This window comes from Thalassobacterium maritimum, assembly GCF_031127805.1.
In the GTDB taxonomy this organism is placed as follows: domain Bacteria; phylum Verrucomicrobiota; class Verrucomicrobiia; order Opitutales; family Coraliomargaritaceae; genus Thalassobacterium; species Thalassobacterium maritimum.
The window spans coordinates 56440-73209 of record NZ_JARXHW010000012.1 but is presented as its reverse complement, the minus strand read 5'-3'; the positions used below and the strand labels follow the sequence as shown (position 1 = coordinate 73209).

Annotated in this window: 12 protein-coding genes; 7 read left to right on the top strand and 5 right to left on the bottom strand. The window is 52.4% G+C overall.

The window, feature by feature from the left end; all coding sequences use genetic code 11:
- Nucleotides 1–398: 398 nt before the first annotated feature.
- Both QEH52_RS07275 and QEH52_RS07270 read right to left on the bottom strand, forming a co-directional pair.
- Nucleotides 399–1376 carry a PEP-CTERM sorting domain-containing protein gene (locus tag QEH52_RS07275; RefSeq protein WP_308949437.1) on the bottom strand — a complete coding sequence of 326 codons (978 nt, stop codon included), beginning with the start codon at nt 1374–1376 and terminating at the stop codon, nt 399–401.
- Nucleotides 1377–1499: 123 nt separating this feature from the next.
- Nucleotides 1500–2228 carry a DNRLRE domain-containing protein gene (locus QEH52_RS07270; RefSeq protein WP_308949436.1) on the bottom strand — a complete coding sequence of 243 codons (729 nt, stop codon included), beginning with the start codon at nt 2226–2228 and terminating at the stop codon, nt 1500–1502.
- 420 nt (nt 2229–2648) lie between these two features.
- On the opposite strand from QEH52_RS07270, the gene QEH52_RS07265 reads away from it, so the two are divergent.
- The 3 genes from QEH52_RS07265 (at nt 2649) to QEH52_RS07255 (ending at nt 6573) form a co-directional block, all read left to right on the top strand.
- On the top strand, nt 2649–2933 hold the full coding sequence (locus tag QEH52_RS07265) for a hypothetical protein (protein WP_308949435.1): 285 nt from the start codon (nt 2649–2651) through the stop codon (nt 2931–2933).
- Between the two features lie 456 nt (nt 2934–3389).
- Nucleotides 3390–4874, top strand: a complete 1485-nt coding sequence (locus QEH52_RS07260; RefSeq protein WP_308949434.1) for a right-handed parallel beta-helix repeat-containing protein — start codon at nt 3390–3392, stop codon at nt 4872–4874.
- 289 nt (nt 4875–5163) lie between these two features.
- Nucleotides 5164–6573 carry a sulfatase-like hydrolase/transferase gene (locus QEH52_RS07255; protein ID WP_308949433.1) on the top strand — a complete coding sequence of 470 codons (1410 nt, stop codon included), beginning with the start codon at nt 5164–5166 and terminating at the stop codon, nt 6571–6573.
- A gap of 215 nt (nt 6574–6788) precedes the next feature.
- Here QEH52_RS07255 and QEH52_RS07250 read toward each other — a convergent pair whose 3' ends face one another.
- Entirely contained in the window at nt 6789–9971 is a 3183-nt protein-coding gene (locus QEH52_RS07250; protein ID WP_308949432.1) for a CBM96 family carbohydrate-binding protein, read from the bottom strand.
- A gap of 345 nt (nt 9972–10316) precedes the next feature.
- Between QEH52_RS07250 and QEH52_RS07245 the strand changes: the two genes are divergently transcribed.
- Genes QEH52_RS07245 through QEH52_RS07230 form a run of 4 tightly spaced genes read left to right on the top strand, consistent with a single transcriptional unit; the run spans nt 10317 to nt 14632 of the window.
- Complete coding sequence (locus tag QEH52_RS07245) at nt 10317–11060, top strand: DNRLRE domain-containing protein (RefSeq protein WP_308949431.1); 744 nt, start codon at nt 10317–10319, stop codon at nt 11058–11060.
- Between the two features lie 58 nt (nt 11061–11118).
- Nucleotides 11119–12636 (top strand): sulfatase family protein, encoded by a 1518-nt coding sequence (locus tag QEH52_RS07240; RefSeq protein ID WP_308949430.1) that lies wholly within the window; start codon nt 11119–11121, stop codon nt 12634–12636.
- Nucleotides 12636–13412, top strand: coding sequence for a helix-turn-helix domain-containing protein (locus tag QEH52_RS07235; RefSeq protein WP_308949429.1), 777 nt, complete (start codon nt 12636–12638; stop codon nt 13410–13412). Before QEH52_RS07240 ends, QEH52_RS07235 begins: the two co-directional genes overlap by 1 nt.
- 29 nt (nt 13413–13441) lie before the next feature.
- On the top strand, nt 13442–14632 hold the full coding sequence (locus QEH52_RS07230) for a Gfo/Idh/MocA family protein (RefSeq protein ID WP_308949428.1): 1191 nt from the start codon (nt 13442–13444) through the stop codon (nt 14630–14632).
- 78 nt (nt 14633–14710) lie between these two features.
- Here QEH52_RS07230 and QEH52_RS07225 read toward each other — a convergent pair whose 3' ends face one another.
- Together QEH52_RS07225 and QEH52_RS07220 are read right to left on the bottom strand one after the other, a co-directional pair.
- A complete protein-coding gene (locus QEH52_RS07225; RefSeq protein WP_308949427.1) occupies nt 14711–15685 on the bottom strand; it encodes a vWA domain-containing protein in 975 nt (324 codons plus the stop codon).
- Nucleotides 15686–15778: 93 nt separating this feature from the next.
- The gene (locus QEH52_RS07220; protein ID WP_308949426.1) at nt 15779–16759 is read right to left on the bottom strand and encodes a vWA domain-containing protein; all 981 of its coding nucleotides are present in this window, start codon (nt 16757–16759) and stop codon (nt 15779–15781) included.
- Nucleotides 16760–16770 lie beyond the last annotated feature (11 nt).

Here is a 16770-nt window from a genome sequence, read left to right as displayed (position 1 = left end):
CGACTCCACAGATTCATTTACCTAATACCAAACCTATCAACCTGCATTCTGAAAGCTGACTAGAATCGTAGCCTCCGCCTACACCCCTAACGCCGCAGGTTTCGGAGGTCAAGAAGGCTACGGCGGGACAGGTCGAAACTCTTATGTCCTGAGCGCGCCAAAGAAGTTTCGGGGTTGTAACCGTTCGACCCCGGTTCAGAGAAACGACTGTGTCCTGCGTAGCCTTAAGGCGAAGCATGGAAGCTCGATGAGCGGCAAACGGAGGCGACGAAACAATGATCAGGATGGATCCGATTGGCTTCAATCGCTATTCATAGTCCAATATAGGTGCCCGCCACGCAATGCTTGCGTGGCGGGCACCTAAATAACCCTGAAATCCATATCGGTCGCCGTATCGATTATTCGGATACACTGCGGCGCACCGCAATCCAAGCGAATACCAACAGCCCCGAAAGCAGCGCATAAACGCTCGGTTCCGGCACCACAGTGATACTACCTGTGCCGCCATCCTCAAAGAAGGCATCGTAGGCGGTATTCAAATCGGCAAATGAGTATGTGCCCGCTGCCAGCGTGTCGCCGTCGATCTGAACGATCCCAAATGTGTGATTCTGATCCAGAATCATAATGCCGTCCAAAGCCAATGTCTTTGTGGAGCTGGCAATGTCATAATCCACGTCGAACTTGATGCCGCTACCAATCGTCACGTCGGCATTGCCAAGTGCCCCATTGCCCGTCGCGAAGAAATCGCTGACGCTGCCCGAGTCGCTTTGGGTCACCCGCCATTCGCCACTAAATGAATTGGAAGCGCTCGAGATCGTTAGATCGTCACTCGTTCCTAAGTTCACATTGAATACGCTGCTCCCCGACACTGAAGCCGAGATGGTGGCATTGCGGTAAGAGGATCCCGTGGCGGTATATAGAGAATCCGAAAGGAGTGTAATGGCTCCCGCAATAAAGGTATTCGAATTCGAAGGCTGACCATGGTTAATCGTACCACCATCGAGGATCAAGTTGTTGATCGTGTATATCCGGTTGGCTTCGCCCGGCTTGAGCAAAAGCGAGCCGCCGGATTGCAGCGTCAAAGAATTACCACTAAAGGTGGAACTTGAAGTCGTGGTTCTCAGCGTGAATCCCGAAACGAAATAATCGTTGGCGGCACTCGCGGCATTACCATCACTCCAGATAGCCCCTCCATCTGTATTCGCTTCATTCCAATGGTCTCCCTGGGACACACTGCGCACTTGCGTGACGTCAGCCGCGTTCAGCATCGGAGCGGCAAGCCCACAGGCGGCCATGGCGAGTGCTGAACACTTGATAGCGTAGGAAATTGGAGCGGATGATGTGAGCTCAAAGTCAGGCTTTTGAGGTAGTTTCATAATTGCGAATGGGGTTGAAGGATAAGTCACAGGATTGATTTAGTTGCGATGCCTCAAGGCCGTGAGGCTTGTTGTCAGCTCAAGGTGTTCGAACCGCTCGGCTTAAGCCGAGCGAGTCAGGCCCTACTGAACACGGCGTCGACCGAGGGCACCCCAAGTCAGTGCGAGCATTCCAGAAAGCAGCGCAAAACTGCCGGGCTCGGGAATTTGCGTGAAGGTCAGCGTCGGACGCCAGGCTTCGGTGGCATTCTCAGAAGAGGCGAAAACGATGGAAGGTCCAGTCGAGTTAATAGTCGAAATGGCAATCGTCGTGATGGTATTGTCACTCTGCAGATAATCGGACCAATCGGTAATGGTGAATTGGTATTGGGTGCCCGCTGCCGTGCTAGTGGCAATCGTTCCCGTTGCGCCGAGAAAGGTCGTTTCGCCAGACTCTAAACCATTTCCGCTTGTATCATTCCCCGGCGCATTATTCCAGTGAATGGTGCTTTCGGTCCAGGTGGGGGCAGTGGTTCCCGTGTCATCCAATGCGTAGAGCGAAATATCAAACGTCGCATCTGAAGACGAATTGGAAGCAAGTGTCAAAGTGATCGTTCCCGACTGTGAGAAATCGACATTCTGTCCGGTAAGATCGAATTTGAGCCATGATTCCCGAATGTTATTCGTGGCGTTCTTTATGACAAGGTCACCATTCTCGTTCTGGACAGTGTTGGTCGCTCCTGCATTGCCATTCACTTTAAGCACAAAATTATCATCCGATGCGACAATGCTAGCCGCTTGAACGGATTGAGAGGCGAGTATCAGAGGCAGAGCCAATGCACTCATCGAAAGAAGTTTTTGTGGATTCTTCATGGGGTATTATAGGTGATAGGTTGTAGTATGCTGAGACTAGAATTAACCCGCCCCTAGCATGCTTCTCCAATCAAATATAACTTAATCTATTCAACAAAAAACAGACCCGATCTACGATTTGGATGCACTCTGCCCCGCGCCTCGAATGGCACCATTTTAAGGACAAATTGAAGAATTCCTATTACAACAAAGCGTGGCTCGTAGTGGCTGCTTATAGACGCCATATGCAGCATCCTAAGCCACCTCGACTCGATGGCGACTGCATTCGACTCGCTCATGCCAGGAAAGTCGCGACTACGACAATAAGCTTAAAGTAGCGACATTCAGCGTGCCTCCGCGCTTCCAGGGACAGGAGTGTCCCCGCTCCGAATCACGACACCTCCGACAAGGTCACAAAGCTGCGTCGGCAGACCGGGCACCGTGATGGCCAGCACACTGACACCGTCGCGGAGCTCGACCGAGATCTGGGCACGTCCGTTGCAGGCGCCGACAATCAAGGCTGGCGCGAACGCAGCCTTGATTGTTGTCGATCATGCGGCCATCCCCGGCGAGGGAGAAATGATAGAAGTCTTTGGCATCGAGGCAGGGCACGCCCTCGGCGTCGACGATCTGGCAGCGAACGGAGGCCACGCCATCGGAGGTATCCAGAGCACTGATACGAACGGATGCGGCGCCCCCAGCTTTGCGTCTGATAGGATTGCGTGATCTCATCCTCGACGGTGCCGTCCTGCGCGTAGCCGATGGCTTTGAGCGTATAACTGCCCTCGGGCAGATCGACGCCCCAGCGCAAGTTGGCGGCGGGAAAGTTCTGGCTGTCGCGCTGACGTCGGCCCCCTGCCCGGCCTGAATCTCTTCGAGCCCCTGGGTGCTGGCGGATCATATTGGGATAAGCTTGTGTCGATATAAAATCTAGCCGATACAACTGGCCATTCGGACTCAAGCGAAAGTTCTTTCGACACATCCACCCTGTTCAACACCTTTGAATAGTTTAAACGAAACTTATATTCACGATATAAGGCCCCATCCAGTAAGATTATACGAGATCAGTGCTCATACCATACTGCACACTCGGTTCAATACGCGGTCCGGTTTTTATCGCAGTCCGTGACTACTGACTCGCTAACAGTTCACCCTTCCCCCCTTTCATTCACGAAAAACTTCATGAGACACATCCCCAAGACAGTACGTTTAAGCCTCAAGTTGCTCTTACTCGGTGCCAGCGCACTCCATGCGGCCGATTACTATGTCGCCCTGAAAGGAGCGGGCACAGCAGACGGCAGCAGTTGGGAAAACGCCTTCGCCTTTGCCCAAGTGGACACAGTCATCAACGAAACCATGGAGCCGGGCGACACGCTCTACCTGGAGGGCAACAATTACGGATCCGATACGCTGGAAATCAAGAGCAGTGGCACGGAAGCAGCACGTATGGAGTTGATCGGCGTGGATCGCGGCGTGCCCGGCTTCCCCCGCCCCACCTTCATGGGCAAGAGCCGGAGCACCAACGCCGGCGCCAATATCGTGCTGAGAAAAGGCGCGTCCTTCTGGACGGTGAAGAACCTGCAGAGCCACCGGCGCGGCTGGGGCCTGAAAACGGACGGTGAAAACCGCCGCCTGATCATCGACAGTGTCTATACTCATAATACAGTGAACGGCTTCGGCTTTTACGACTGCGACCAGCTCTATGTCGTCAATTGCAAAGCGGAACGCTATGACCGCTATGGGATCCATCTGGCCCACTCCTGCGACGATGTGATCCTCCGCAAATGCTACACCGATTGCAGCGGCACCGGCGATGAACCCGACGCCGGATGGTGGCGCCACGCCAACCCGGTCGGATTTTACTTCCACACCAGTCAAGGCAGCCAATATCCTTATAACACCAACATTCTGGTCGAAGACTGCGTGACCCGCAACAACCGCCAACAAACGCCCCAATCCGGCGATTATGAACAGGGCGACGGCTTCATGGTCGAGTTCAGAAACCGCAACCTCACCTTCCGCCGCTGCCTCTCCTACGACAATCAACAGGGCGCCTACGACATGAAAGGCGAAGAACAGGTCTTCGAAGACTGCTATGCGCTACGCAGTGGTAATGGGTTCAAGATCTGGAACGACGGCACCATGACGAACTGCATCGCCGCTGAAACCCGGGGGAACACCGTCATGCTCATCGGCAAGAAGGAAGATCCCAACCACATTCTCAATGCCGAACACTGCACCTTCCATGTTGGCACCGATGGGACCGGCGCGGCTATCTGGATCGAACGCGGCCAGCGCGGCATTAATCAGGCGACTTTGAAAAACTGTCTCGTCACCCGGGCAAAATCGAATAGCGAGTATCGCAAGAATTCGATCATGGGCGGCTACAGTGGTGCGGGCGGCAATGTCGACCTGCTCGGAGAGAGCGAGGATCGCAGCTACCGCTACGACGAAACCGCGGACCTGACCAACGCCCCGCAATACACCCAGTTTGTCGAACCCTGGCGCCCCTGGGCCGAACCGGACACCGCCAGCGCTTTTGACAGCCAGCAATACGGCAAAGAAAAGGGCTACCACTCCAAGCGCACACCCAGCCCCCTCCCTGTTTGGGCAGAACTCATCGCCAAAGCCGACCGCGAGCGCCTGCCCCGGGACTTCTCGCAATAAACTGATTCGACTTCCAGACTATTACTTCTCATTGCAACAGCTTTGAGTTCACCCGTCTGGATACCGTCAACCGCTATGTCTGCATCGCCTATTTTCATGCCAATGGAATCGGCGAAGGCGACTACGCAAAAGACATTCACCGCGGGTCCGAGCTACGGGAAAATGTGGCAAAAACATTCACGTTACAAAGACTTTCATATTTACACCCACATAACGGCATAAGAGCTTGGGTCAAAAATACCTGTCTTATTCTTAATGGCAAAACCATGTTCAAACCACAGTCCCCAAAATGAAACAGCGCCCCAACATTCTCTTCCTAATGAGCGACGAGCATCGGGCCGATGTAGCGGGCTTTGCCGGCAACAAGGTCGTGCGCACGCCAGTGCTCGACGAGCTAGCGCGTACTGGCGTGGTCTTTACCAACGCCTACACCCCGGCCCCGATTTGTGTGCCAGCACGCCAATGCCTCGCTTCGGGCCAGCTACCTAAAACCTGCGGCTGCGAAGGTTGGACGGACCTGCAACCGGGCTACCGCACCTTCGCACGCGAGTTTTCGCGCTACGCTTATAACACCTGCTGCAGCGGCAAGCTTCACCACATGGGGCAAGATCAAATGATGGGCTGGCGCGAACGCATCGCAGCCGACACGCACATCGACGACAAATATGTGGACGATCCCATCGCTGAAGAGTTTGAACGCTACTCAAAGGCGCCCGGAACTGGCAAATGGTCCAATCAACGGGAAGTCGAAGAAAGCCGCCCAGTCTACAATCATGAAGGCCCCTACCAATTTCAAGACCGCATGGCGGTGGAGGCAGGCATCCATTACCTCGAACGCTATTTTAAAGACCCACTCTACCAGCGCCCCCAATCCCATCGGCCGTTGCTGTTCAAGCTGAGCTTAGTGCAGCCGCACTACCCCTACTTCACCGATCCAGAGCGCTTCGAATACTATCACGATCGAGTGCCGATCTACTCCGAAGAGCCCTGCGATCATCCGGTACTTTCACTGAGCCAGCTCAATAAGCCGGTGAACGTCAATGACGCCGACATTCGCCGAGCCACCGCCTGCTATTATAGCATGATCGACCAAGTCGATTGCCACTACGGCAAGGTATTGGATAAGCTCAAAGCGCTGGGAGAAGATCTCGACGACTGGATCATTATCTACACCTCCGACCACGGAGAAATGCTCGGCCAGCACGGCATCTGGGAGAAGACCCGTTTTTACGAAGCCAGTGTAAAAGTGCCGCTGATTATTCGATGGCCGAAAGGCTTCGAGGGCGGACGAAGCATCGACGCCAACGTCAACCTCTGCGACCTTTTCGCCACTCTATGTGAGCTCTGCGAGATCGAAGTACCGGACGGGCTCGACAGCCGCAGCTTGGTACCATTACTCCAAGGCGGGCCTTGCGATTGGTCCAACGAGACAGTCTCCCAAGTGTACCGCGGCGATCACTACGTGATGATCAAGCAAGACGCTCTGAAGTATCAATACTACGGCGAAAAATTCCCCGAAGTCTTATTCGACCTGTCAGTCGATCCGGGTGAAACTTGTAATTATGCCGAAGATCCGGAATACCGCGAAGCCATGCAGCAGTTTCGCCAGCGTCTCAGCGAACTCGGCTACGGCCCCCAGGCCGACCCAAACTACCTGAACGCAGGCTATCACGCTCCAGGAAAAGTTGGATCCGGCTAATGGTCATTTGTGGCGTCGTCGCTTGGGACGGCCAGTGTGCCCGACACAACGCAAGCGTCCGCAAGCGGACATGACACAAAAAGAACTTCGCCTAATCGCGCGCAAAGCGTGGCTAAGAGCCTGGCTAATTCTTGTTGCCTAACAAAAAGCGCCACCGGGCTACGGTGGCGCTTGAGTTCAAGTCCTGACGCGACGGCTGTTCACACAGCCAGTGGCTACTGCGACTCGTAGACTTTAATATTCGAAAAGGTCACGTTGATACTTTCGTCTGCGTCATCGTCACCGACGAAGGTCATGTGAGTCATCGTGCCGGTGAAATACGAACCGATCGGAATAATAATAGTCTCGGGACCGGATCCAGCCGTATACAAGGGACTGATCGGCGCAAAATATTGATCCAAAGATTGGCTACCAGCTAGTTTCACATGACTGAGTCCTGTCGTGTAGTCGTTATCCGCATCGAAGCCAATGCTAGTTAACTCCCCGACATCCGAAGCATCCACAGTGACTTCGATTACAGTATCAGCGGTGACGGTATAAGGAAATGCATAGCGCCGCCAGTAGTTGCCCGTCAATTGAATCGAAGTGTTGCCGCTACCGAGCGTCATCGCACCCGATCCAGATTGAGCCGCATAGTCCGAAAAGTCACTGGGCTCAAAAACCATGGCACCTGCGCCACCCGTTGAAGTTTCGACTTCGAGCGTGGGCTCGTAGCCGCTTTCTTCGCGCGTATTGAAAACGACATACATGACATGATTGGTCGGCTGTGTCAGCGCAAAGGAGACATAGCCATCACTGGCTGCCTCTTGAGCCACATAAGCGCTGACATCAATCTCATGCACCTCACCCACCGTACGTGCGTCGATCGTTTCGATCAGCGTGCCAGTGGACGATGCGCGTGTGTTCCATGTCATGGTGGACTCATCCCAAGCATCATCAGCCAATTGACGCACCTCGACGTAGCGAGCACCGGGGCCTTCACCGCCGATGGCTTTCACGCGGAGCTTCAGTGTTGCGCTCTGCACTGAGCCGGAAATCGACGAGAGCGGGAAGCGCACATAAGCGATTCGATCATAGCCGGAACTTGCATCTTTAACTGCCATACCAAGGTCGCTGCCATAGTTGGTAGTCGGAGTGCCGTCACGCACATAGGTATCGGCCTCAGAAATAATGTCTGAGACCGTCGAGCTCACAACGGGTGTTTCCAATTCAAGGATTGGCTCTTTGCCTACATTCTCGCGACTACCGAAGATTACCATGCGATTTGCTCCCGTGGGCTGGACCAAGACAAAGGAAACAGTCCCATCACCAGCCAACTCTTGGTCCACATAATCGCTGACATCGATCTCGTAAATGCTACCTGCACTGCCCGCGTCGATACTTGCGATGAGTGTGCCGTTGGAAGCTTCGCGGGTATTCCAGGTCATCGTGGATTCATCCCAGACATCGTTGGCCAACTGCCGAATTTCAATCGTACGGGCGCCACTACCTTCGCCACCAATCGACTCGACATACAACTTTAACTTCGCCCCCACAAGTTCTGAGATTTCCGCCGGCAAGGTGTAACGCAAATAAGAAACGCGATCGTAGTCTGGGTTTCCATCTTTTACGATCAAACGCGTATCCGTACCAAAGTTGGTATTAGGGCTATCATCGTGCACAAAAGTGTCTGCCTCTGGCAAGACATCGTAAAATTCACTATCTTCTTCCACCACAGAGCCGACGAGTGCCAAGCGAATCGTATCGATGGACAGCTTGTAATCACTGCTCGCGGCATCCTTACCAGTCACGGTAAAACGGAACACTGCTGAAGTATCCGCAGCCAAAGTAAGCTCTCCGATCGCGACTTCACCATTAGCGACACTGGCGCTGTATTGATCCACGGGCAGGCCGACATCGACACCGTCGACGCTCAATTGGTAAATGCCCTGATCGCCTGCAGTCTGATCTTGCACGTAGACCGAATAGGTGCCCGCCGGTAAATACGGCAGATTGAACTCCACATAGTCGCCCACACTGTCTGCATCGAAGCGCAACCACTCACCACCATTCGCCGAAGCATCGGCCACGAGCGCATGCCCCTCACCTGAATCCGTCACCATCAGCGATTCTGCTTCGTAAGGCGTCGAAAGCGAATGGTAGCCCTTAGTCTGACCAAAGGTGAGACTGTCCAACTCGTCGCCAATACCATTCCAAGCGATGGATGGATTGATCAGTGCAGGGTCAGTGCCACTCCCCGGACGGTATTGCACCGTGCTGGCATCAAAACTGACAGTCCCAGTTTTATAACTGCCTTCCGAGCCACTAAAGGCGACGATACTATTAGACACAGTCAAACTGCCGCTCCCTGCTTCATCCAAGCCTCGCCCTTTATTCGCGTAGAAGGTGTAGTTCGTCACAGTCGAGTGCCCATTCTGAGTCCAGATGCCAGAGCCACCGCTGGATTCGCCTCCTATTTCATTACTATAAGTGCGACGAAATGGATATGCCGCCACGCAGTTGTTAAGCGTCTTCGCAGTGTGCCAAAGTCGGAAGCCACGATAATTTTTAACCGATACACAGCCTTCGAAAGATGCGGCGGCTTTGAGATCGTAACCCGCATCTTCATTGTTCACAGAAATGCATCGGATAAACTGCGTTGTGCCATTGGTATTATCCTCGAGCACAAAGCCATCCCCGTTGTAATACGTTTGCGGATCACCATTCGATTTGGTTTGTCCGTTCATGCGATTGTTCAAGGCCACACAATCTTCGAAGATGAGATTTGAATTGGCACTGCCATTGCCATAAGAAACAAAACCAAAAGGAAATGCTTCGCCATAATCCCACCAGCTTTCGTCGCCTGCGGTCATATCGGCGACGCAATTAGTAAAGGTCACATTATCGCAACCACGATCCAAGCGAAATCCCTGCTTGGTGTATTCTTGAACCACAAGATTTTCAAAGCGCGCATTGTCGATGTAATACACATACATGCCATGCCGCACATCATGCACAAACAAATTGCGCAGCGTGATATAATTGGATGCATTCGAGGATGAAGAAGAACTCTTGATGCCGTGCCGCACACGACTGATCTCTAAATTCTCAACCAGCCAATGATCGCCAATGATATAGAGCCCATGATCCATACCTGAATCGGGATCGCTACGACTCCAGCCAGGATCCCCATTAAAATGTGGCCGCCCTCCACCTGTATCTACACCAATAATAGACTTCGGCAAAGCTGCAGTACCATCGGAGTTAATATAGATTCGGGTATTGGTATAATTACCCGATCCAACGTAGAGCGTATCGCCCGCCACCATAGTGGTATTCAAGGTCGCGGATAAATTTCCTTTCGCCAGCGCGTTTGAGAAATCAGAGCCGGAACCATCGCCCGATCCACTCGGGGTCATATAATAGTCAGCGGCCTGCAGAGAATGAATAATAGATAAAGACGCAGCTGCCGATAACAGCACACGGGATACACTTAGACGAGCGCAAGCTCGCCATATTTTCATAGCATCAAGCATAGGGGTATATTGTTGGGGATGAATACTTATGGGGAAGATCCCAGCCATCGCGAAGCGTGGCATACTACTTATGAGACAAATTAGCAGCCCTTCCTAGCTCGTTCCAAATGAATCTATTCAATAGAAATAATGAATCAGATTATTGAATACGTTCAATTAGCACAGGGTGGAAAAATTGTGTAAAAGAATAATTGTTTTAAAAGTCTAACCTCAACCCCCTGAAATAAAATGCAAACACCAAGCCAAATTCGTACCAGCCTGACAGTCCCCGCATTGCTACTCGCCGCCTCCAGCATATCTCATGGTCTCACCATCACCACCTCAGACGATGGCTATATCCGCGAGGGCCAATCCACAACTGTGCAAGATGGTGGTATCAGCGAAGATCTCTATGTTCGCAGAGATAACGCAGCAAACAACGATCATGTCCGCAAAGCTTATTTCAAATTTGATCTGACAGGTCTGAATGCGGACCTAAGTGCAGCAGCGACCTTCACGCCGACCATCAGCTATCGTTCAGCCAACCAAAACGGGAATCGCACATTTTATTTCTACGGTCTCAACGCGGGCTTCACTGCCCCTACTGGTGAACTCGGCACTGATTGGGACGAAACTGCGCTCACTTGGAGCAATGCACCAGGTAATGATCGCACGACCAACATAGACACTGGATTTGATGCAACAACGACTTCATTGATCTATACGGCGGGCAATCAATACGGCTCGGATGTCGGAAAAAGCTACACGATCACGATCTCAGAGTTAGGAGATTACGTCCAAGCAGACAACACAGTCACCCTCATGATCTCTTGGACCGACACGACTCAATATGGCTTCGGCTCGAAGGAGAATTCGACTATAAGCTACCGCCCCACACTTGAATTCACTCAAATCCCCGAGCCCAGCGCAGCTGCACTGTTGATGGGCCTAGGCGCATCCCTCTTGGTGACTCGCCGGCGCCAGCGAGTATAAACTGCATCAGGCTCAAGTTCTACTTGCATAAAAGATATTTAATATCATAAATGCTAGCATGACACCATCCCAAGGCCCCAACATACTGCTCATCACCAGTGATCAACAACACTGGATGACGATGGGCTACAACAACCCAGAAATTCAGACGCCAAACTTAGATCGCCTGGCCGCACGCGGCATGATCTTTGATCGCGCTTATTGCCCCAACCCGACCTGCACCCCCACACGCGCCAGCATTTTGACTGGACAGTATCCAAGCCAGCACGGCGCGCACACCTTAGGCACCAAACTCGACGAGAAGGTGCCCACCATGAACGACGCTTGGCACGATGCGGGCTACCAAAGTGCATTAGTGGGCAAAGCGCACTTCCAGCCTCTCCAATCCACCGAAGAGTATCCCTCGCTAGAGTCCTACCCGATATTACAAGACCTTGAATTCTGGAAGTCTTACGACGGCCCCTTCTATGGTTTTGATCGATTCGAGTTGGCGCGCAACCACACCGACGAAGCCCACGCCGGTCAGCACTATGCCATCTGGATGGAAGAGAAAGGCTTTAAAGATTGGCGCAAATGCTTCCAAGCCCCGACCGGCACTGGCGGCAGGCAGTATGGGGCATGGAATATTCCCGAGGAATACCACTACAACACCTGGATCAGCGAGCGAACCAACGCGATCTTAGAAGACTACGCGCAAAACGAGACGCCCTTCTTCCTGTGGTCGAGTTACTTCGATCCACACCCACCTTACACCGTCCCAGAGCCTTGGGCGAGCATGTATGATCCCGACAGCCTCAGCTTGCCTACAGGGCGCGAGGGCGAACACGAAAAAAACACCATTTTTCACAAGATCACACAGATGAAAAACCCTGACCTTGCTGCGTATGGTCTTGGTGATGGCAAATGGATGCATGGCGTGCAAAGCCACTTACGCTCAGAATCAAGGAAGCGCAAGGACATGGCTATTTATTACGGCATGGTCTCCTGCATGGACCACTACATTGGCAAGACTTTAGACAAGTTAGATGAGCTCGGTCTGACAGACAACACCTTAGTCGTATTCACCACCGACCACGGCCACTACTTTGGTCAGCACGGGCTCATAGCCAAAGGGCCCTATCACTACGAAGATGGTGTCAAAGTTCCGATGATCGCTGCTTGGCCTGGACACATTCCAGAAGGCACGCGTACTGAAGCCTTACAAAGTCTAGTCGATCTGCCCGTAAGTTTCCTAGCCGCCGCTGGCATCGAAAAGCCACAACGTATGACTGGCCTCGACCAAAGCCCCGTCTGGGCGGGACAAAAAGACAAGGTCCGTGATTGGTGTATCGTGGAAAATAATCACGAACCAGGCATTTGCGAACACAAGACCTATGTCGAAGCCGACTATAAGCTCACCGTCTTCCGAACCTTCGACGATGGCGAACTCTACGACTTAAAGAATGATCCTGGTGAGTTTGAAAACCGCTTTAACGATCCTGCCTACGCCGACATTAAGATCCGGTTACTGCAACGCTTCTTACAAGCGGAGATGGCCAAAGAAGTGTTGAGTATGCCTCGCATTGCCCCCGCATAATGCCGAAGCAAGCCAGCACAAAATCGGCGCTTCCGGCTCTAGATCGCAGTCTACACATATTGGACCAGATCGTTCGCAGTCAAGGGCCCCTGCGCTATAACGAACTCCGCGAGCGACTCTCAGGCATTCAGGACTCTAGTTTATCACGCATTCTGAAGGCTTTGGAAACTTATGGCTATCTGCATCGCGATGCGGAACTCGGTTACAGCATCACTGCCAAGCTACGTGACTGGAGCCCTTATCTTAGCGAAAAAAAACCAGACCTCGCCACTTTAGCGATCAAAGAAATCGATCAGCTCGCCGAACTGGCGCAGGAATCCGCCGCGGTCGTACTGCTGCACGATAATTGTCTGCGCACCCAATGTTCCCGCACGATCAATGAAGGGATCCAAGTGCTGGGAGCTGGCGAGCGACTACATTTTGAAGCCGACCACGCTGCAGCCGTGGCGGTGTTGAGTGCCTTACCAGCCGCGCAGCGCAAGGCCTGTCTGCAAAGCAGCTATAGTCGCTTCCCAGCCAAATATAGCTTTAAAAAAATACAAAGCGAGATGCAGCAACTTTCCGGCGTCTATATTGATCGCTCACAAGCACGACCCGGCATTTGCCGAGCGGCAAAATTCTTCGAACACGAGCAACAAGTAGGCGCAATATTCTATTGCCTAACGGTCGATGCGTTTCACAGTAAATCGGACTGCTTAATCTCGGCCTTATCTGAGGCAGCCATGCGTTTGTCAGGCTCAACAGCATCCCCGCAGAATTCAAGCTCAAGCTCCTGATTTAGATAAAACACCCACTCCTTTTTTGCATGAAAGACAGCTCTTCAAACATCAAACTTCTCATGGTCGGCATTGGCGGCTACGGGAATCGATACCTACAAAGCATTTCGGAACAGTCGGAAGGGACGCTGACCGCAATCGTCGACCCGATGCCCGAAAAGGCGCCTCTAGGGCCCGAGCTAATGGCACAGGGGATGCCAATATTCCCATCGATTCAGGATTTCTTAGCCTCTGGCATTGAGGTCGACTTAGCCATTGTGTCCTCGCCAATCTCGTTCCATGCCGAGCAAAGCTGCGCGCTCATGAAAGCAGGCATCGACGTGTTGTGCGAAAAGCCCATCGCCGCCACAGTGGAAGATGCCGAGCAAATGCGGCAAACACGCGATGAAACGGGGCGCTTACTGGAAATTGGTTACCAATGGTGCTTCAGTGAGGCGATTCAGGACCTCAAAAAAGACATCATTGACGGCGTCTTCGGGGCTGCAAAAACTTTAATGACCCGTGTGGAATGGAGTCGAAACAGTGCCTATTACAGTCGTAACAATTGGGCCGGCTGCATCCTAAACAAGCAGGGCCAAACCGTCAATGACAGCCCCGTAGGCAATGCCACTGCGCACTACCTAAACAACATGCTCTACATTCTCGGCGAAGAGATGAACCAATCCACTCGCCCCAAATCTGTAAGCGCGGAGTGCTACCGCGCCAACCCGATCGAAAATTACGACACCGCCTGTTGTCGCATCAAAACTGCAGCAGCAGCCGACATCTTATTCTACACCACTCACGCGGTGCCAAAAGACGATGGCCCCGTATTCAAGTACATCTTCGAGCACGCGGAAATCGACTATTCAAACCTGGGCGACATTATCGCAACATTTGCAGACGGCCGCACGAAAAATTACGGCAATCCAGATGCCAATCGTATGCGCAAACTCGCATTTTGTATCCGGCAGTGTCGCGCAAAGAGTTCGCGCGAATCGATCTGCAGTGTAGAATCAGCCACCGCGCTGACGCTATGCGTCGAGGCGCTTCAAAAAGTAAAGGTCACGAACTTTGACGATGCCGACATAGTGAAGCAAGAACTGGAGGACGACCAAAGCTTGCTCTACGTGCCTAGCTTACCCGAGGCGATACACAAAAGCTTCGAGCAGCAAAAGCTCTTTTCCGAGCTGGGCGAACTCTCTTGGGCCCGCACCAGCAGCACCGTCACAATTCCGTAATATCGGCGGACACGCCGATGATCATCCGAATCACTTCGGAGGCTACGGTACGTCCGAATCACTTACGGCGTATAGCTCTTATTTGACTTCCGTATAGGTGCCTCCGCTGTTGGCGGCTAGCTGCTTGAGGAACTTGCGCCCCTTGGTGCTTTTATAAGATACGGCATTGATCGGCACTTTGGGATCGGATTGTAACTCCTCATTCACCAGCTTGAGCACTTCCTTCGCTTCCATCTTGGTAGGATCGCCATCGGAGAGAAAGATGATCATATTGGGCTTCATCTTGAAGCCTGCCTCGAGAGCGAGGTCAGCGCGTGTGCCTAGGTTGCGCCCTTTTTTATAGGTTTTAAACACATCATAGCTCTTTGCCTGCTTGCGATCGGTCGCTTCAGCAGGGTCACGATCCATCAGCCATTTTTGCGCGGTTTTGATACTATCTTCGGTCACCGACTTGAACGTCGAGCCACGGAATTTTTCGACATCTTTGGCAAAGGCTAACACATTGAATGTGCCCACACCAATCAGGGGCTTTAAAGTGGCGACCATCTCATCGACCACCACCTTGTATCCATCCACACCGCGCCCTTCCATCACCATACTGCCGGACATATCAATAATGAAAAGAATGCGCTGAGCGTCAGACTGCATTTTAGCGCCAAAAAAGTCGAGATCCGCAACCACCATTTCACGCATTTCAGCCACACCACCTCCGGTTCCGAAACCTCCTGAGCCACGACCGTAGCTCGAAGCATTCGCAATGTTCACGTCGATATTGAGCGCGGGAATGGTGACATCTGGAGCATCCACCACGATCGGATTTGGGCGTGGCGGCGCACTCGAGCGGTTGCGCTGCTCCAAATTGACTTGATATTCGGGCTGCTCTTGTGGCACTTCCACGATCTGTGGCGCTTCAAAGGTCTGCTCTTCGCGGGTGATGTTTTCAACGATTTTAAAGGCGCCAAAGCCAAGCAGCCCAAGAACATGCAAAGCAAGGCTGACAGCGACAACGGTGAAAAGGGCTTTGTTACGGGTATAGGTATTGCTAATGTTCATTTTTCAATGCTCATCGGTTGAGTATGAAGAGGTGATTGCGAATCTAAGCATAGAGCCCCTAAACGCTTCAGAGAGAACTACGCGCAGAAAATACTATTTTACTTCTGTATAGGTGCCACCACTGTTGGCGGCCAACTGCTTAAGAAAGCTGCGCCCATTCGAACTTTTATACGAAACGGCGTTGATCGGCACCTTCACATCAGGTTGTAATTTTTCGTCCACCAGTTTCAGCACGTCTTTTGCTTCCATGGTAGTCGGATCTCCATCGGAGAGAAAAATAATCATGTTTGGCCTCATTTTAAAGCCCTCTTCTAAGGCCAAATCCGCACGGGTCCCCATGTGCCGGCCTTTCTTATAGTTACGGAAGACATCCGAGCCCTTAATTGGCTTGCGATCATTCGCCTCAGCAGGATCGCGGTCCATCAACCATTTATGAGCGGATGCGATTGAATCCTCGCTCACATCTTTAAAACTGGAGCCACGAAATTTATCAACGTCGCCACCAAAAGCCAAGGCATTGAAACTTCCCACACCGATCATGGGCTTTAAAGTCTTAATGATTTCATCTACGACCTTCTTGTAGCCATCAACCCCGCGACCGGACATCACCATACTGCCGGACATATCAATAATGAAAAGAATGCGTTGAGCATCGGACTGCATTTTAGCACCGAAGAAATCGAGATCCGCCACGACCATTTCGCGCATTTCTGCCACGCCACCGCCCGTGCCGCTGCCGAAACCTCCTGAACCGCGACCATAGCTTGAGGCGTTGGCGATGTTCACGTCAATATTGAGCGCAGGAATCGTAACATCGGGCGCATCGACAACGATCGGATTGGGCCGCGGAGGCGCGCTAGAGCGATTGCGTTGTTCCAAGTTCACCTGATACTCAGGCTGCTCCTGCGGCACTTCCACAATCTGTGGCGCCTCAAAGGTCTGCTCTTCCCGAGTAATGCTCTCAACAATTTTAAAGGCACCGAAGCCGATGAGCCCTAGGACATGGAGCCCCAGACTGATGGCGACCACGGTAAAAAGAGCTCGGTTGCGAGCATAGGTATTGCTAATATTCATCGAGAAGGGAT

Excerpts from the sequence above, each read along its gene's own strand:
- QEH52_RS07275 (WP_308949437.1), bottom strand. The coding sequence starts at position 1,376 with ATGAAACTACCTCAAAAGCCTGACTTTGAGCTCACATCATCCGCTCCA.
- QEH52_RS07270 (WP_308949436.1), bottom strand. The coding sequence starts at position 2,228 with ATGAAGAATCCACAAAAACTTCTTTCGATGAGTGCATTGGCTCTGCCT.
- QEH52_RS07260 (WP_308949434.1), top strand. The coding sequence starts at position 3,390 with ATGAGACACATCCCCAAGACAGTACGTTTAAGCCTCAAGTTGCTCTTA.
- QEH52_RS07255 (WP_308949433.1), top strand. The coding sequence starts at position 5,164 with ATGAAACAGCGCCCCAACATTCTCTTCCTAATGAGCGACGAGCATCGG.
- QEH52_RS07250 (WP_308949432.1), bottom strand. The coding sequence starts at position 9,971 with ATGACCCCGAGTGGATCGGGCGATGGTTCCGGCTCTGATTTCTCAAAC.
- QEH52_RS07245 (WP_308949431.1), top strand. The coding sequence starts at position 10,317 with ATGCAAACACCAAGCCAAATTCGTACCAGCCTGACAGTCCCCGCATTG.
- QEH52_RS07240 (WP_308949430.1), top strand. The coding sequence starts at position 11,119 with ATGACACCATCCCAAGGCCCCAACATACTGCTCATCACCAGTGATCAA.
- QEH52_RS07235 (WP_308949429.1), top strand. The coding sequence starts at position 12,636 with ATGCCGAAGCAAGCCAGCACAAAATCGGCGCTTCCGGCTCTAGATCGC.
- QEH52_RS07230 (WP_308949428.1), top strand. The coding sequence starts at position 13,442 with ATGAAAGACAGCTCTTCAAACATCAAACTTCTCATGGTCGGCATTGGC.
- QEH52_RS07225 (WP_308949427.1), bottom strand. The coding sequence starts at position 15,685 with ATGAACATTAGCAATACCTATACCCGTAACAAAGCCCTTTTCACCGTT.
- QEH52_RS07220 (WP_308949426.1), bottom strand. The coding sequence starts at position 16,759 with ATGAATATTAGCAATACCTATGCTCGCAACCGAGCTCTTTTTACCGTG.